The 17,514-nt window shown below is 36.4% G+C and carries 14 protein-coding genes and 1 pseudogene; 9 read left to right on the forward strand and 6 right to left on the reverse strand.

Annotation, left to right across the window (positions count from 1 at the left end; translation table 11 throughout):
- Positions 1-61 precede the first annotated feature (61 nt).
- From I6F66_RS10275 to I6F66_RS10315, 9 genes are all read left to right on the forward strand, one after another.
- On the forward strand, positions 62-451 hold the full coding sequence (locus I6F66_RS10275; protein WP_197209234.1) for a hypothetical protein: 390 nt from the start codon (positions 62-64) through the stop codon (positions 449-451).
- Between the two features lie 97 nt (positions 452-548).
- Positions 549-1,316 (forward strand): hypothetical protein, encoded by a 768-nt coding sequence (locus tag I6F66_RS10280; protein WP_197209235.1) that lies wholly within the window; start codon positions 549-551, stop codon positions 1,314-1,316.
- A 6-nt stretch (positions 1,317-1,322) separates the two neighbouring features.
- Entirely contained in the window at positions 1,323-2,621 is a 1,299-nt protein-coding gene (locus tag I6F66_RS10285) for a CpaF family protein (protein ID WP_197209236.1), read from the forward strand.
- On the forward strand, positions 2,614-3,489 hold the full coding sequence (locus I6F66_RS10290) for a type II secretion system F family protein (protein WP_197209237.1): 876 nt from the start codon (positions 2,614-2,616) through the stop codon (positions 3,487-3,489). The genes I6F66_RS10285 and I6F66_RS10290 overlap by 8 nt, the downstream gene beginning before the upstream one ends.
- Positions 3,486-4,301 (forward strand): type II secretion system F family protein, encoded by an 816-nt coding sequence (locus I6F66_RS10295; protein ID WP_197209238.1) that lies wholly within the window; start codon positions 3,486-3,488, stop codon positions 4,299-4,301. Before I6F66_RS10290 ends, I6F66_RS10295 begins: the two co-directional genes overlap by 4 nt.
- Positions 4,302-4,310: 9 nt before the next feature.
- Positions 4,311-5,477 carry a hypothetical protein gene (locus I6F66_RS10300; protein WP_197209239.1) on the forward strand — a complete coding sequence of 389 codons (1,167 nt, stop codon included), beginning with the start codon at positions 4,311-4,313 and terminating at the stop codon, positions 5,475-5,477.
- On the forward strand, positions 5,474-8,353 hold the full coding sequence (locus tag I6F66_RS10305; protein ID WP_197209240.1) for a hybrid sensor histidine kinase/response regulator: 2,880 nt from the start codon (positions 5,474-5,476) through the stop codon (positions 8,351-8,353). Before I6F66_RS10300 ends, I6F66_RS10305 begins: the two co-directional genes overlap by 4 nt.
- A 37-nt stretch (positions 8,354-8,390) precedes the next feature.
- Entirely contained in the window at positions 8,391-8,816 is a 426-nt protein-coding gene (locus tag I6F66_RS10310) for a response regulator (protein ID WP_010552799.1), read from the forward strand.
- Between the two features lie 460 nt (positions 8,817-9,276).
- Entirely contained in the window at positions 9,277-10,101 is an 825-nt protein-coding gene (locus tag I6F66_RS10315; protein ID WP_197209241.1) for an alpha/beta fold hydrolase, read from the forward strand.
- Between the two features lie 421 nt (positions 10,102-10,522).
- Here I6F66_RS10315 and I6F66_RS10320 read toward each other — a convergent pair whose 3' ends face one another.
- From I6F66_RS10320 to I6F66_RS10345, 6 genes and pseudogenes are all read right to left on the reverse strand, one after another.
- The gene (locus tag I6F66_RS10320; RefSeq protein ID WP_197119856.1) at positions 10,523-11,482 is read right to left on the reverse strand and encodes a sugar-binding transcriptional regulator; all 960 of its coding nucleotides are present in this window, start codon (positions 11,480-11,482) and stop codon (positions 10,523-10,525) included.
- Positions 11,483-11,730: 248 nt separating this feature from the next.
- Complete coding sequence (locus I6F66_RS10325) at positions 11,731-12,732, reverse strand: ABC transporter ATP-binding protein (protein WP_007377154.1); 1,002 nt, start codon at positions 12,730-12,732, stop codon at positions 11,731-11,733.
- A 10-nt stretch (positions 12,733-12,742) separates the two neighbouring features.
- Positions 12,743-13,573: a carbohydrate ABC transporter permease gene (locus tag I6F66_RS10330; protein WP_197119857.1), complete on the reverse strand. Its 831-nt coding sequence runs from the start codon at positions 13,571-13,573 to the stop codon at positions 12,743-12,745.
- A 2-nt stretch (positions 13,574-13,575) separates the two neighbouring features.
- Positions 13,576-14,448 carry a carbohydrate ABC transporter permease gene (locus I6F66_RS10335; RefSeq protein WP_024589366.1) on the reverse strand — a complete coding sequence of 291 codons (873 nt, stop codon included), beginning with the start codon at positions 14,446-14,448 and terminating at the stop codon, positions 13,576-13,578.
- Positions 14,449-14,593: 145 nt separating this feature from the next.
- Positions 14,594-15,905, reverse strand: a pseudogene (locus I6F66_RS10340) (sugar ABC transporter substrate-binding protein).
- Positions 15,906-16,057: 152 nt separating this feature from the next.
- A complete protein-coding gene (locus tag I6F66_RS10345; protein WP_007377151.1) occupies positions 16,058-17,386 on the reverse strand; it encodes a hypothetical protein in 1,329 nt (442 codons plus the stop codon).
- Between the last annotated feature and the right edge of the window lie 128 nt (positions 17,387-17,514).

Below are 17,514 nucleotides of genomic sequence, written 5' to 3' on the forward strand. Positions count from 1 at the left end.
TGGCATGGTCCTCGCAATATGTAAAGTGAGCATAAGCTCTTCTAATTTAAAGGCTACGATTATGAAAACTATTAAACATAACTTAAATAGCAAAAAGCAAAAAGGTTTTGTACTAACGTCAGAGCTAATCATTCTTTCTACTTCAATGGTAGCAGCACTTGTAATTGGTTTATCTACATTACGTGACTCGGTAACAAGCGAACTTGAAGATGTAGCTGAAGCAATTGGCTCACTTGACCAAAGCTATGTATTTGACGGCATGATTAACGCCGAAGGCACTGCTGAAGTGTCTGGCTCTGGGTTTGTAGATTCAGTTGATGTGTACGCAGGCGATGGCAGTTCATTCACTTTTGTTGCATCAGACTTTAGTGAAAGTGCCGCACTTGTTAATGCAACACCAAGCGGCGATGCTTCAACACGTACAGCAGCTGGCGGTTCGCAAGGTAACTAACGCAAGGTACCCAATATAAGGCAACCAGGTTTGAATACCAAGCTTAAGGCTCACTGCCACAAAAGTGTGGCAGTGAAAGTTACTCTGGAGGAATATTATGAAAAGTAAAAGTAACAAAGGCGCAACCACTGCGGCTCTCACATTACTCATCACCTCTGGCATGTTAGCTTCGGCTTTGGGCATTAGACAGGTAAACGATGAAAATAGCGTAACAGCTTGGGTAGTAAACAAAAACATGTCGGCCGGTCAAACAGTAACCGTTCACGATGTAGAGCAAAAAAGTATAGATCCAAGTAACTATTCAAATATTGCACTGAGCGTTCAAAATCCGCGTGCATTAATTGGTCAAAAATTAGCAACTAACAAAATGGTTGAACAACCCTTGTTCGACACCGATTTTATTAGAGCGAAAAGCCAAAACTTATCAGAAGCCATACCGGCAGGGCGTGTTTTATATACTTTAAAACTAAACACCTTAGATATTCCACTTTCGCGCATACACAAAGGTGACCGACTCGACATAGTCGCTAAAACTAATCGCTTAGTAAGAACAGTTGCCCGTGATGTACAGCTTATTGGTGTTTCAAAAGGTCCTAAATCGCAAGCCGCAAAAAGTGGCGTAATGGATAATTTAACTAAAGAGTCTAATTCTGCTACGGGCGGTGTTTCATTAGTCCTTGCGGTACTTCCAAAAGATGTTTATTCGTTGGCGGGTATAGATAACGCCGACAAAGTTTCAATTATTGTGCATAGCGCTTATGACATTGAACAAGGTCGTTTGCAAAACTTTTCACGCTTACAAACCAGTCGCACAATCGAAGTGGTTAAAGGCGTTAAAAATGAAGCTGTATATGTAGCTAAGTGAGTTTTTATGTTTAATTTATCAAGCAAACATGAAGAAGTTCAAACCAGTTTAAGTACCTTTGAAGAGCTTAAAAAGCTATTGCATGATGCCGTTATCGAAGAGTACGAACAAGAACCAACCGCGCTTTTATCAAGTAATGTTCTCGAAAAAATCTCTGCTTTGTGCAGTGAAATTCCACAATTTAATCAATCTTCATTTAATCAACACCAACAAGAGCAGGTTGTTCAGGCTGTATTTGATGAAATTCAGGGTCTGGGTCCTATTGCACAGTTTATGCTGGACGATCAGGTGAGTGATATTTTAATAAACGACACGCAAGATATTTGGATTGATAAACAAGGCAAACTACTTTGCACAGCCAGTAAGTTTGATGACGAACGCCATTTACGCCGATTTGTTGATCGCTTACTTGATGGTTGTGGCCGACAAGTGAATGCGCTTATGCCAATTGTTGATGGCAAACTAAAAGATGGTAGCCGTGTTCATATTATTGTACCGCCTGCGTGTACCAGCGCAGCTATTGTGTCTATTCGTAAATTTAACCATAAAAAAATAAACGATGACTTTTTAGTTAATAACCATTTTTTAGATAAAAACATCCTATCATTTTTAAAAAGTGCAGTTAAAACAGGCGTTAATATTTTAGTATGTGGCAATGCCGGGGCTGGTAAAACGTCATTATTAAACGTACTTGCCAACTCAATTAATCCGAATGAACGTGTTGTAACCATTGAAGAAAGCGCAGAACTTAATTTGCATCACAACCACGTTGTGCAATTAGAAGCCCACGACACAAACAGCGATGGTAAAGGTGCAGTTAGCCTAAGAGATTTAGTAAAAGCAGCCCTTAGAATGCGCGCAGATAGAATAATTGTTGGAGAGGTACGCTCAGGCGAGGTAATCGATATGCTCCAAGTAATGAACTGTGGTCACCAAGGTTCTATGACGACCATACATGCTAACAGCGCAAATGATGCCGTTATTCGTTTATCTACCTTAGTGCAGTTACACAATGCACAACTGAGCGATACCCATACAAGTTCGCTAATCGCGTCAAGTATTCAACTTATTGTGCATGTTTCTCGCTCAACTAATGGCACCCGAACTCTAAAAAGTATTGGTGAAATTAAGCGTGTTAATGGCGGCGCACATTTTAGCCCGCTTTATAGTATTAACGAAGCAGAGCCAGTACAAAGTGAGTTAATAGATAACTCAAGTGTTATTGAGTTTATGAAAGGCCAAGGCGCAAATGCAAAAGAATTAAAAGCATTACTGCACAATAACCCGGAAGCTAACAATGACTAAACTTGATTATTTATTAGCTATAGCGGCGGTTATAACCTTTGTACTTGCAACTAGTGTGTTGGTTTCTTTGTATGCTAAAAATAAAAGCAGCCAAGGCACTAAAAAAGTAGATATTTTAGAAGAAAAAGACGTACTTACTCTGTCACTACGAGTGCTAGGCTTAAACATAAGTAACGCCTGGTTTATAAGCATGGCGTGCTCGCTCTCTAGTAGCTCATGGTTTTTAGCTAAATTATATTATCCAGAGGCATCAACCAGCGCGTTTATTATTTCAATCGTGGTTTTTGTAACCTGTTTTATAACTGTGATTGACTTGGCTCATTATAAATTAGCAAAATTTGAGCATCATTTTTTAGAGTTTATAGAAACCGTGCAATCGTGTTTAAGCACCGGTTTATCGCTGCAGCAATCAATGCAGTTTGCTGATGAACATGCAGACCCATACATAAAAAAGCAAAGTACTTTGCTATTACAACGCATGAGTATGGGTAGTGAAGCCGAAACATCATTTGCTCCTTTAATCCAAAGATACAACTGCGAAACAGTTAGATTGTTTGCTCATAGCATCATCACGCATACACAAAGCCAGTGTGACTTAACTGACATGCTAAAAAGCGTATGCAACATGATGTCACTCAGAACTCTCGATCGCCAACAGTTAAAAGCAAAGCTATCGGGTACTAAATATGCTGCTGTATTTAGTGGTTTTTTACCTTACGCACTAATTCCTTTATTTAGCTATACCGATCCAACCTGGTTTGAACCATTATTAAACGACCCTAATGGTATTGCATTTATAACGGTTGCGCTTCTTTGTCAGCTATTTGGTTTTTTATGGCTACGCCTTAGCTTAAGGGTAACATTATGATTGATATACTTTTACTTATCGGACTTTTAGTAAGTATGGGGTCATTTATCCATATTCATAGGCAATCTCTTAAAGTTGAATTAGATAAACCCGATACTAAAAACATTAATTGGTATCCGCTAATCATCATCTCTAAACGTCAACTAAGACAAGCAGGGATTCAAATTAATAAAATATTAATAAGCCTGTACTGCTTCAAAGTGGCTGCTACTTTTAGTGCATTTACGGTTATAGAGCTAACAGGTTATGAGCTGAGCCAATCGATTAAATTATTACTGTGTTTTATGTGTTTTTTTGCACCCGAATGCTGGTTTTTATTACGTAAAAATCAACGCAAAACCACTATTAATAATAGTTTAGAGTTTTTTTTACGGGTGCTACTAGTTTACATGCGCGCTGGATTTTCATTAGAGCGCTCATTTGCACTGACGGTTGATCATGGATTAAGTCAAAAACATCCATTATACAAAGAGCTAAAGTTATTTTTATTTGAATTAAGCGCAGGTAAAGATAGAGAAATTGCATTTAACTCACTTTTTGAAAGAACGGGTGTAATGGGCATTAAAAAACTCGCCAATTTAATGTTGATAGGTTCAAAACTTGGTACGCCACTTATCCAAGCAGTAGAGGCTCAACTTGAAGGCCTAGCTCTAAAAAAGAACATTTTACTCGCTAAAAAGGTAAACAAAAAAGCGATGCACACAACCTTTCCCATTATCTTAATTTGTTTTCCGATGTTTTTGGTATTGGTGTTTTTTCCCGCAGCATTACAAGTAATGAACGTACTTAAAATGCTTGTAGAAGTGTTATAGGAGCCTGATATGAAAAAGCATTATCAACAAGGGTACATACTTACTATTGAGCTTATATTGATTATAACAATTTTAATTATTGGCTCAATTGGCGGGGTTATTTTAGTCAGAGATGCCCTTATTAAGCGCCATCAAACTAAGGTAGATAATCAAATTACTGTCGTTGATGCTAACAATAGACCACTCGGTATTGCAGTAAGTTTTGATGAGCATCAAGCACCACTCATATTTTATACAGACCGTGGAGCAAACAACACGTACAGGGCATTAATAGGCATACGAGACGATAGGTTTACCTCGCGAGAAGCTGTTTATTACGATGCTCCAAATTGCCAAGGTAACCCGTGTTTAAAGGGCTTAAGTGACGAAGCAACAGACAGCCAAGGTGTTAGCAAGTTAAATAATACCGGTAATGTAAGTTATATAAATGCGCTGCAGCGAGGTCCAAATTATGCAATAGGGCAGTTAGGTAATACCGTTATTGGTCAGTTATTAAGAAGTACGCCACAACAATGCCCAGCTAATAGTGAACAAATTCTATCTCGTTATGTATCGCAAAAAGTAGTAACAGGCTCACCTTGTGAAAGCTTTGAAATAGATAAGCAACCGGCCGACAGCAGTTGTTTAGTTGGCTTGACCGCTTTGGGTCATCCACTTGTAGGAACCGACGGTCGAGAGTTGGCGCTATCATGTGACACATGCCAAGCAGGGTACGAATCGCAAGGCGACATACTTGATTTATATTTACCCGAAGTAGAATCCCTCTTAAAAGAAGCACTTAAAGCGCTTAAGTTCGTTCTTATAGGAACAAACTTTGATATAGAGCTTGGCACTATATGCTGCCCAGAAGGGACACGCTTAGAAGAAGATGAAAACATTGTAGAGACACTCGTCTTCACTATTTTACAAACTACATTTGAGCTCGCCGGTATTGATTTAGTAAATAACCTTATTATTAGTGAAACACTGAGCTTAATAGGGATTGAGCCAGGCATTACATATTGCAAAACATCACTTAATTTAGTTAATGCAGAACAAGTAATTAATATCACCACAGGCGAACCAGCACTTAGTAGCTTAACACCACCATTTAAAGTTTTACTGCCAGTACATAGCGGCCAAAACAGTACAACGTGGATACATACTCCCCCTAAAGGGGAAGGAGAACGTCAATGAACGCCTCAAATATATTTACCTCACATGCTAATGTAGCAGATACACAAACTGATGAAATATCAACAGAAATTAAAGAAACGCTAACACTACTAAAACAGTTTTATGATGTTCCAATTGTTAAATTTATCGATTTTAGAGAAGTTTATTCAGAGCAGTTAATAACCTGCAACGATAAAGAAAGCGTCGAAAATGAGTTATTAAGCTATCAAAAACGCTGTAGACAAGAAAAACTATATTTATTTGAAGATACCTTTTTTGATGATGTATCAAACAACACGCACAAATTAATTCGTTTTTATGCACAATATCCAATTTATAGTGTCACTAATAAATTAATTGGCGTAGTGCTGATGGCCGATTTAGCACCTAAAACATTAATAGGTTCACAAAAAGATCAGTTTATTTCATTTGCTCAATTATTACAGACACAGTTAAATAAAAATTCAGATTCAGTAAGTAATCAAAGTACTAAGCCTGAGAAAAAAAATTATGGTGAAAAGTATATTCATGTATTTAGTTTAGCGCCCGTCGCATTTTTAATTGCATTAGTATTATGCTCATTCACTGCATTACTTCTTTATACTATTGAAAAAAAAGAGCTGCAAAGTAATTACAATCAACAAACCCAGCAATTACGTAAAACGTTATTTAATGCATTAGAGCGATTTGATAATCAAGGATTGTACATATCTCAAAAAGATTTAGTTATTGCAGGCTTTTTACAAAGCCAAAATAATTATACAAAAGAGCAGCTTAGTAATTTAGTGCAGAGTCAGGTTTCAAAAAATTTAACTTACAAAGGGTATGTTGTGTTTGATTATGAGTATAACCAGCTTGCACTTTGGTCAAAAAATAATTTTGATTTAGCCGCGTATGGGTTTACAAACTGGTTAGAAAAATTTAATAAAAGAGCGAATAAACAAGCAGTAGAAGTATTTACGGTTGCTGATACGGCCTTCTTAATTTCTGAAATAAAAATAAAACAAGGCTCTATTTATACACTTACAGCATTTGATTTAAGTAAGTTTTTAAAAGCCATTATTGGCAAATTAAACACTGAAAATTATAACGTTTTTATAGCAACACCACAGTTTACTTTAGGAAAACAAGGAGAAGTAAACCCGAGTATAATTAAAAATAGTATTAGCGCTTTAAGCAGTCGTTTTCCACCTACTTGGCGTTTGCATGTGCAACCAATGAATAAAACAGTACGACCACAAATAACTAAATACAGTTTAATTAGATTAGGGTTAATCTCTTTTTGTGTATTCGCGTTTGTGTATTATTTTTTACGTTTACCAAGGCGTTTACACAGTGAAATAAAACAAAAAAATCAGTTAATACTCAATAGAGAGGAGCTTTTTTCAAGTTCTCTGGATGCACTGCCGCATGGGTTTGCTATTTTTAATAGCCATGAATTTCCTGTGATTACCAACAATGCTTTTAATCTTTTATTTGCACAGGTGAATAAACAAAACAGTCAGCTATCGTATAGCCAGCTGATAAGTATTGCGCAGCAGCATAATATTATAAATCACTACCATGAACATCATAAGCTTGATGATGACCGTAACCAATTAATAGATATAGGTTTTACAGACGGGAAGTGGATAACTGTATTACAAAGACATACAGATTTTAATGGTTTCGTTTGCTACTTTAGAGATGATACAGAGGCACATCAAAAAGAATGTTTACTCGCTGATGTTCTCGAAAAATCAAAACAGACAAATCAATTAAAAGAAAAATTTGTTACAAGGCTTAGCCGTCAGTTAAAAACGCCTTTATCATCTTTAAAGTCATTAGTTGAAATATCTAAAGATCCAATAAGCTTTAACGAATTTAAAAACAATGTGGGGAATATTTCTGATGCATGCGACCAGCTCGAAAGTGTAATTCAGCAACTCGTAAATATAAATAAATCGGAAATAGGTAAGTTAAAGCTTCAGGCCAAAAACGTAAACCTAAATCAAATGATCAATAATAATATGTCGATTTTAGCTAAAGAGGCTGAAAATAAAAGAATCGTTCTTAAAAATAATATTACGCCTGAATTAACGGTCGCAAGCGATGAAAAGTTAATTTCTCAATTGGTTATTCAATTAGTGACTGAGGTTTTGGATTCATCAAATAATACAACGCTTTCAATTAACGCTCAGATTAAAAATGAAAGTAAACGTAATTACTTATACCTCGATTTTTCATTAAGTAATTTGATCGACAGTAGTAACTTTATAACTGAGCTTAAAAGTATATCGGGTGATGATATAACGCGCTTTATAGATGATAAAGACGTGTCATTAGAGTTAAAGTTTTTTATTTCAATATTTAAAATGTTAGGTGGTAAAGCGATAATTGTAAGTAGTAACGCGAATAAATCAACGATATCACTTTCTATGTTGGTAAACATAGCAACCAAACAAGGTAAAGACAATGAGCAAGAAGTACCAAGTAGCTCGTTAACAAATAATGATTTAGTAAAAGCTAGTTTAGTAACTAACAAACACCAAAACACGCTATTACTGGTTGATGACGATCCTCTTGTTGAGATTGTAATTAGAGCGATGCTAAAAAATGAGAATATTAAAATAGATTACGCGCGCAGTGCAATAGAAGCGATGTTGATGGTATCTCAAAACAGTTACGACATTATTTTAATGGACATAGTAATGCCAGAATTGTCGGGAACTGACGCTATGTTAAAAATTAAAAAACACAGTGACAATTTGAAAACTAAAATAATTGCGCATACATCGACACCCGATACAGATTCAAAATACGTTAACCAGGGCTTTGATGACATGCTATTAAAACCAGTAAAACAAGGTGTATTAATAAACCAAATAACACGCATTTTAAAAGATAAGTCGTTATAAATTAGCGTATATTACTGGAACAGTAATGAGGTAAAACATGAAAAACACTATTGAAAATATGGCTGAAGTTATCGAGTTTAAAGTAACGCCAATAAATAAAACTAAACGACTGCTTTTAGTAGATGATGACTTGCTAATAGAAATAGTAATTAGAAAAATGCTTAACGAAGAAAATATTTTAATAGATTTCGCATCAAGTGCTATAGAGGCGCTACTTATGGTTTCTCAAAATATTTACGATATTATTTTAATGGATATAGTAATGCCGCAATTTACAGGCACCGACGCAATGCTAAAAATAAGAAAGCATGCTGACGCATCAGCAACAAAAATTATCGCTCATACATTTAGTGAAAACGAAAATAGTGATAACAAGTATGTAAAGCTTGGGTTTAACGGCCTGTTATTGAAGCCAGTTAAGCAAAGTGTATTAATAGAAAATATTAGATATTTTTTGGAATGATAAATAGAAACAGTAGGGCGGTTAACTATTTTTTATTTATAGCTTACTAAAAAGTTAAATTATAATTTTTGAAAGCACTAATATTTATTAGTGCTTTTGCGTATATGAACCTTTAATTTATTTAAATTTTTAAAAGTCCTTTAATAAGAATAATTACTTCAAATTATTCCTTCAAAGTATTACAAACTACGCTTTTGTAATTGTTGCATGTATACGAGTCATCGTTTCACACTTCTTAAAACGGTTTGATAAACACAATTGTTAAACGCTGTAATATTATAAAATCAGTAAATTTATTTAGCCTAGAGCCCACGAATCACAAGGGTTTAACTTTTAAAACATTAAGATTTTTTAAAAACTAATAAATACTCATATTGGGACGGAATTTGCTTTATAAGGCTATATTCTAATTTTATAGTTTACTAAATATTATAATTTTTAAAGTTAAAGAGGCAAAATTATGAACAAGACACAGTACGTTACAGTAGAAGGTCATCAAATTGCTTATCAAGAAATGGGACAAGGAACACCTTTATTATTGATACACGGTATTCCGACCAATAAATTTTTATGGCGAAATGTGATGCCAAAACTTGCATCAAAATATCGAGTAATAGCGCCTGATTTACTAAACTTTGGTGAATCTGATATGCCAATTAACACCGATGTTTCTATAAATGCGCAATGTAGAATAATGTGTAAGTTTATGGATGAACTCGGTATTTCTAAAGTTAATATTGCTGCACATGATATTGGTGGTGGTGTTGCTCAATTAATGGCTGTAAATCATCCGGATAAAGTAAACGGGTTGGTTTTAATTGATAGTGTATGTTTTGATTCTTGGCCAATACCAGAATTTGAACCTTTGCTAGAACCAGGTGTAGAAGAAAAAACAACTGTAGCTGAATTTGTAGATACATTAAGAGATTTCATGCCCAAAGGTGTTTACGACTCGAGCGTAATGACTGAAGAGTTGATGAAAATATACTTAGCACCATGGAGTAATGAAAAAGGAAAAGCCGCTTTATTTAGTAACATGCGCAGGCTCAATAAAGAATATACCGAAGCTATTACAGGCGATCTTAAAAGCTTACCTCATGAAACACTCATAATATGGGGTAAAGAAGACAAGTTTCAAAAGCCAAAGTATGCGCCAATATTAGAAGAAGCAATTCCAAATTCATCATTGATTTGGATAGATAGAGCCGCTCATTGGGTTATTGATGAACATCCAGATAAAGTGTCTGAGCTCATTAGTGAATTTATGAATGATAAAAGATTCTAGTAAATTAGCAGGATAATTTAAAAGCCTTTATTTTCAATGGCTTAGATCTAATTAGGTAAAGTAGCTATTAGGTAATCATTGTTTATACCGCTTGATAATATTAATAACCAAGCGGTATTTTTATATGTTCAAGAAGCTAATACCGTAAATGAGTAAGGGACTAACTATTAAGATAAGTAGGTTAATGCTTATTAAATAGTCAAAATATCGCGTTTATACATTAATTAATGAAGGTGAGTAACGTGGTTATGTATTTATTTATCCTATTTAACATAATATAAATTATAGGTAGTTAATGCATATATAGTAAGAGCGCTTAAATGCGCCCTTACTATGTCCAATACTAGGCGGTATCGGACATTAGGTGGTTTTATTACAATAACAGGTATTACTAATACAGATACTTTATTTATCAATTTGTTTAATCAATACTTAATAAACGCTCAGCTGTATATTCGTTAGTAATTAATCCGCTGATCATGTTTGACCTTACTGCGCCCAAAATGGCTAACACTTTTTCTTCGCCAGCAGCTATCGCATAAATCTGTTTGTTAGCATTTGTTTTTAATGGCGTACTTGCTACACGCTGATTAACTGTGCAATCTAAAAGCTTACCCTTTTTATCAAACACCCAACTAATCATTTCACCAACGGCACCAAGATCTTGTAACTCTTTAAGTTCTTGCGCATCAATAAAACCATCTATATGTAATGGCGACTTTTCACCTAAGCTACCAATACCCACAAATGTTACATCGGCATCTTTAGCGAGTTTTAAATTACCGGTAATATTTTGTTGTGCATGTAACTGTTCTTTTTCTTCAATACTTCTTGGTAAAACTGGCAATGGCATTGGGTAATGTTTTGCATTGGTGTGTTCGGCCATTCTTACTACAACATCATAAGGTGAAGCCGATCCATCCAAAGCCATATTACCTAGCATTGCTACAATTTTATGTTGCGGACAATCAACAGTTCTTAGCTCATCTACACATGAACGTAAAACTCGACCGGTTCCCATAGCAAGTACTTTGGGTTGTTCTGATTTTAAATGACGTTCTATTTCAGCCGCGCCAGCTTGAGCCAAACCAAGCGTAGACGATGGTTCAGACGGATCGCTCGGTACAACTTCACACGAATCTAACCCAAAACGGCTTTTTAATTTTTCGGCCAAGTCCATACATTTAGCAATCGGGTGGTCAAGTCTAACTTTAATTAGACCTTGGCTCACAGATAATGCGACCATTCTTTGTGCAGATTGACGAGATATATTTAGCTTTTTAGCAATTTCATCTTGTGTGTTACCGCCAACATAATATAACCACCCTGCTCTGGCTGCATCATCTAGCTTTCTAATTTCTGTATTTGATAGCTTTACCACGTAAACCTCTTAAAATAGAAGGAAAACTAAATCCTTATTTTCATTACATAATTTTAATTATATGTGCTGCTATATAAATTATTTTATTAATTTTGGAATATCTATTTATCAATAACGTTTTTGTTATTTATAATTGTAAATATACCATTCCTTAATAAAAAATACCTAGGTTTCATAGGATTATGTAATTAGAATTTAGTTAATAGCACCCTTATAAAGGTGCTATTTAAGGTAATTAAAAATTGGCTTTAGCGAATAGTTAAACCGTTATTATCAAACTTTAATACTTTATCTGCTGGTGCGCTTAGGTAAATACTGTCGCCATATTTTAATGGGCAATCACCATCTGCTTTTACTGTTACGGTCCCTTTGCCTTCAATATTTATATGTAAAAAGCTCTCCGATCCTAAATGCTCAATTACACCTACAGTTCCAGCCCAAGTACCTTGCTCAGTAGAGAGTGTTATATGCTCTGGTCGTATACCAATACAGCTAACATTCGCATCTTCATTTTGTGGAGCATCTATAAAATTCATTTTTGGCGAACCAATAAAACCAGCTACAAATTTGTTTACAGGGTTTTTATAAAGCTCTAAAGGTGTGCCTACTTGTTCAATAATACCGGCATTAAATACCGCGATTCTATCTGCCATTGTCATGGCTTCAACCTGATCGTGTGTAACATAAATCATTGTTGTAGCTAAACTTTTATGTAATTCAGATATTTCTAAACGCATATTTACACGTAGTGACGCATCAAGATTTGAAAGTGGTTCGTCAAATAAAAATGCCGAAGGCTGACGTACAATTGCGCGCCCTATCGCTACACGCTGGCGCTGACCGCCCGACAATTGCCCAGGCTTTCGGTCTAAATAATCGGTCAAATTAAGTATTTTAGCGGCATTAGCAATTTTACTTTCGATTTCTGCAGGGCTAACCTTGGCTCTTTTTAAAGGAAAAGCAATATTGTTACGCACTGTCATATGCGGATATAACGCATAGGATTGAAACACCATTGCTAAGCCTCTTTTTGCAGGCGGTGTTTTTGTAGCGTCAATGCCGTCAATTTCTATATTACCACTGGTGGTATCTTCAAGACCTGCGATCATACGTAATAATGTTGATTTACCACAGCCCGACGGACCAACAAAAACAATGAACTCACCGTCTTTTATTTCTAGATCGAGTGGTTTAATTACGTTTACTTCATCAAAGTTTTTAGTGACTTGTTTTAGTGTGATGCTGCCCATGTATATTCTCCTATTTTACTGCGCCGAAACTTAATCCACGCACTAATTGTTTTTGACTAAACCAACCAAGTATTAAAATTGGCACAATGGCCATGGCAGATGCTGCCGATAACTTAGCGTAAAATAACCCCTCAGGGCTTGAGTAACTGGCAATAAATGCCGTTAAAGGTGCAGCATTTGCAGCGGTTAAAATAAGTGTCCAAAATGCTTCATTCCACGACAAAATAACATTTAACAATAACGTTGAGGCAATACCCGGTAAGGCTATTGGTAATAAAACATGAAATATTTCTTCACCAATTGTTGCGCCATCCATACGTGAAGCTTCAAGTATTTCGTTTGGTATTTCTCTAAAGTAGGTGTAAAGCATCCATACCATTATTGGTAAGTTAATGAGTGTCATTACAATAACCAAACCTAATTTTGTATCGAGTAATGCGAAGTCACGAAACAATAAATAAATCGGAATAAGTACCCCTACTGGCGGTAACATTTTGGTTGAAAGCATCCACATCAATAAATGCTTTGTTTTTTTAGTTTGCACAAAAGCCATAGACCACGCAGCAGGTACCGCAATTAATAACCCTAGTAAACTTGAACCTAGCGATATAACCACAGAATTCCAAAAATGGGTAAAGTATGGCGAACGCGACAGTACATCTCGGTAATTTTCGAGCGTCCAATCAAACACATATAAGCTTGGGCTTGCTGAAATTGCTTCGGCTTCCGTTTTAAAACTGGTGATGAGCGTCCATAAAATTGGAAAGAAAATCATGCCGCTTATTGTCCATGCAGTAATGGTATAAATTAGTTTGGAACGACGGCTATCTTTTATAGTCATAATTAACCCTCCAAGTTTTTGCCAATTAAGCGCATTAAAAATATAGCGACTATATTTGCAATAATAACTGCAACTATGCCCCCTGCCGAACCGCCGCCTACATCAAACTGAAGTAGCGATTGCGTATAAATTAAGTACGTTATATTGGTTGACGAATAACCAGGACCGCCACTAGTTGTGACTAATATTTCAGCAAAAATTGACAGTAAAAATATAGTTTCGATTAATATAACCGCAGTTACAGCGCGCGATAAGTGCGGTAAAACGATGTAAAAGAACTTACTAAATGGGCCAGCTCCGTCCAAATCAGCCGCTTCTAATTGTTCACGGTCTAATGATTGTATTGCTGTTAGCAGTATTAAAGCTGCAAACGGTAACCACTGCCAAGACACAATTATGATGATTGAAAATAACGGCATTTGAGCAAAAAAGTCGATAGGTTCAAAGCCAAGCCAAATCGAAAAGTGTGCAAATAAGCCATTAACTGGGTTCATTAGCATGTTTTTCCATACCAATGCCGACACAGTTGGCATTACAAAAAATGGAGCTAATACCATAATGCGAACGTAGTTTCGTCCCCATATTGCTTGGTCTAGTAAAATAGCTAAGCCAATACCACCACAAATAGTGATAAGTAAAACCCCAGTTACTAGGTAAAGCGTGTTAAAAAATGATTCAAAAAAAGCCGGATCAGTTAGGAAAAATTCATAGTTTAAAAAGCCTACAAACTCTTTATCCCCAGGAACGAGTAAGTTGTAATCAATAAATGAAAAATACAGTGTCATACACAGCGGAACTATCATCCAAGCAAGTAATAAAATTACACTAGGAAGAAGCATAAACCGAGCAAGCGTGCGCGAGTTAGTTGTTGCCATAAAGGTGACCTTAAAAAAGCCAATTCTATTTACTTGTTAACTATCAAGTGAAAATCAGAAACCCTTGATAGCGTTATAACTAACAAGTAAATAGAATTGACATAAAATATTGGGTAAGTTTGAGTACTTACCCGCCCATTACATGCTATTTAGGATAGCGAGCTTTACGCATTGTTCGCTCAACAAGGTGCTGAGACGTTCTAAGCGCTTGCTTAACGCTCATTTGGCCAGTTAATGCTGCTGAGAATTGTTGCCCAACAGCTGTACCAATTCCTTGAAACTCAGGAATAGCAACAAACTGAATACCTACATAAGGCACCGGTTTAACGGTTGGATTTTTAGGATCTGCAGATTGAATAGAATCTAAGGTAATTTGCGCAAACGGTGCTGCGTCCATGTACTTTTGATTACTGTAAAGTGATTTACGTGTACCTGGCGGTACTTTTGCCCAACCTTTTTTGTCGGCTACAAGTTGAGTGTATTCTTTAGATGTTGCCCAGCTAATAAATTTCATTGCGGCATCTGGTTTTTTACTGCTTGCCGGTACGGCTAAAGTCCAAGACCATAACCAGTTACCGCGTTTACCCAGACCGTTATCTGGCGCAAGTGCAAACCCTACTTTATCGGCAACTTCAGAGTCTTTTTTGTTAGTAACAAATGCGCCTGCAACGGTTGCATCAATCCAAATACCACATTTTCCGGTTTGAAATAGTGCAAGGTTTTCATTAAAACCGTTTGCAGATGAACCAGCAGGACCAGATTCTTTCATCACATCGACATAATACTGAAGGGTATTTTCCCACTCTGGGGTATTAAACTGTGGCTTCCAGTTTTCATCAAACCAACGCGCGCCAAACGAGTTAGCCATGGATGTAATAAGCGCAACGTTTTCGCCCCAACCTGCTTTACCACGTAGACAAAGGCCATAAACACCTTCTTTTTTATCGGTCATCGCTTTAGCAGCTTTGCGTATAAAGTCCCATGTTGGGGCTTTAGGCATAGTTAGCCCTGCTTTTTCCATTAAGTCAGTGCGGTACATAACCATTGAACTTTCACCATAAAATGGTGCAGCATAAAGCTTATCGTTAATCGTTAATCGTTAAACCGCTTCGGATTGCAGGTATTAAATCGTCTAAATCGTAGTTTTCACCTAAATTATCCAGCTCTTTTAGCCAATTTTGCTTGCCCCAAATAGGTACTTCATAAGTACCTATGGTCATTACATCGTATTGGCCGCCTTTTGTTGCTACATCGGTAGTGACACGTTGGCGAAGAATGTTTTCCTCTAAAGTAACCCATTTTAGGTCTATGTCAGGGTTTTGGCTGGTAAAGTTACTACTTAATTCTTTCATGGTGATCATATCACCATTATTTACAGTGGCTATTGTAATCGTTTCTTTTGCAACAGCGCCCATGCTTATAAAGCCACACGCGAGCATAATTAATTTATTTTTCATCGGGTATTCCCCATACACATTATGTTTTAACAAGTGCTATTAAATTTCAATCAATTACCAATTCTATTTATGGCAGTTTTAACGCATAAAACTGCCCGCAAAGTGCCTTTTTAGGTCCTTTGTATAAATAGTTAGACTAGTTGGATAATGACTTAAAATTTAACAGATATTTCAGAAGTGAAGCCGTCAAATCCTTTACCGATTTGGCCGCCCGAATTAACACCTTCTTCTTGGTTAACATACTCAACTTTTAAAAGCGTTTTATCGTTAAACCAGTAACCTGCGGCTACTTGAATACGCTCTACTGTGTTGTCTGTCTGTTCAATTAAGTCGGAAGTGTTTTCGGCTTCTGCATAACGAGCCGCTACATATAGCTTTTTAGGGATTAGATATTGTTGTGCTTCAAACACGAAGTACTCAACCGATGAGTCGCCTTCTATTACACTGTTTGAATCAAAAGTCGTGCCATTTTCATCAGCTATGCCGTTTGTACCAAAGTAGGTAATACCGGCAACTGCATTACCAGCGGCATCTGCGAACGTGTAGTCATCAGATGATTTACCAACCATAAAAATTAAGCTAGTTTCGTCAGATGGTTGATAAGCTAAGTTAAGCTGGATGATTGATTGCTCAAGCCCTGGCATTGCGCCAACATGAGTGTCACGCTCGTTCGAAGGTGACGCTGAGAAGTTATAGTTTTCACCATCGCCAAAGCGATAGTTTGTTGTGGTTACACCATCAAGACTGGCTACACCGTTTTCAAAACGTAACTGGTCGCCTTGATTGGCTTTTAATAAGTTTAAACCTGCTTTAAAGCCACCTTCAAATTCTAGAGTACCTTGAAGTCGGTAGTTATAACCTCTGTCTTCTTGAAACGCTTCACCGAAACTTGAAGTCGTAATGTGACCTGTAACATTATAAGCACGTACTACACCACTATCGAAAGTTTCGCTGTAACTTAGCTGTGCGCCGTTTTCTGCGGTTGCGTAATCGGTAATACCATTACCAATAAGTGCATTACTTTGGTTATCTGCGCCGTCTTGAAAACCTTTAAATTGAAATGGTGAGCCACCAATATTACCCAAACGCAGTGTTAAATTTGCGTTTTCTTTTGGTGTGCCATAAAGACCTAGTAGGTCAAATTCAACACCTGCAAAATCGTTGTGAAATGAAAAGTCACGATCTTCGCCACCAAAGTCATTAGGCTCTTCTGCAATATCTATATCGGCAGTGATGAACTCGTTAATATGAAATTTAAGCATTAGATTAGCTCTAATACGGCCAAATCCTGATTCTTGTTCTTCATCTTCTGGACGAAATGCGCCGTCTTTAGCTTGAATTGACTGAAAGTTTTGCATTAGTAAAAAGTCTACGTCAACGCGATCTAAATATTCAGAAATATCAGCCTGTGCTGGAGCCGATGTAGCCATAGCTGCCGCTATGAGAGAAATTGCAAATTTAGTCTTTTTATTATTCAACATAATAAGCTCTTTATTTAGTGTGGTGTGTGATGCCAACTTTATTAAATTGCATATTCATTTAATGAAATTGGTATTAATTCAGTGTGTATAGATGAGGCTGACTGAGCAAAACATTAAATAGTTAATGA

The organism is Pseudoalteromonas sp. NZS100_1, assembly GCF_015864285.1.
GTDB lineage: Bacteria > Pseudomonadota > Gammaproteobacteria > Enterobacterales > Alteromonadaceae > Pseudoalteromonas > Pseudoalteromonas arctica.

Coding starts and splice junctions, on each gene's coding strand:
- I6F66_RS10305 (WP_197209240.1), top strand. CDS start 5,474: ATGAACGCCTCAAATATATTTACCTCACATGCTAATGTAGCAGATACA.
- I6F66_RS10315 (WP_197209241.1), top strand. CDS start 9,277: ATGAACAAGACACAGTACGTTACAGTAGAAGGTCATCAAATTGCTTAT.
- I6F66_RS10285 (WP_197209236.1), top strand. CDS start 1,323: ATGTTTAATTTATCAAGCAAACATGAAGAAGTTCAAACCAGTTTAAGT.
- I6F66_RS10345 (WP_007377151.1), bottom strand. CDS start 17,386: ATGTTGAATAATAAAAAGACTAAATTTGCAATTTCTCTCATAGCGGCA.
- I6F66_RS10295 (WP_197209238.1), top strand. CDS start 3,486: ATGATTGATATACTTTTACTTATCGGACTTTTAGTAAGTATGGGGTCA.
- I6F66_RS10335 (WP_024589366.1), bottom strand. CDS start 14,448: ATGGCAACAACTAACTCGCGCACGCTTGCTCGGTTTATGCTTCTTCCT.
- I6F66_RS10275 (WP_197209234.1), top strand. CDS start 62: ATGAAAACTATTAAACATAACTTAAATAGCAAAAAGCAAAAAGGTTTT.
- I6F66_RS10325 (WP_007377154.1), bottom strand. CDS start 12,732: ATGGGCAGCATCACACTAAAACAAGTCACTAAAAACTTTGATGAAGTA.
- I6F66_RS10290 (WP_197209237.1), top strand. CDS start 2,614: ATGACTAAACTTGATTATTTATTAGCTATAGCGGCGGTTATAACCTTT.
- I6F66_RS10310 (WP_010552799.1), top strand. CDS start 8,391: ATGAAAAACACTATTGAAAATATGGCTGAAGTTATCGAGTTTAAAGTA.
- I6F66_RS10300 (WP_197209239.1), top strand. CDS start 4,311: ATGAAAAAGCATTATCAACAAGGGTACATACTTACTATTGAGCTTATA.
- I6F66_RS10330 (WP_197119857.1), bottom strand. CDS start 13,573: ATGACTATAAAAGATAGCCGTCGTTCCAAACTAATTTATACCATTACT.
- I6F66_RS10280 (WP_197209235.1), top strand. CDS start 549: ATGAAAAGTAAAAGTAACAAAGGCGCAACCACTGCGGCTCTCACATTA.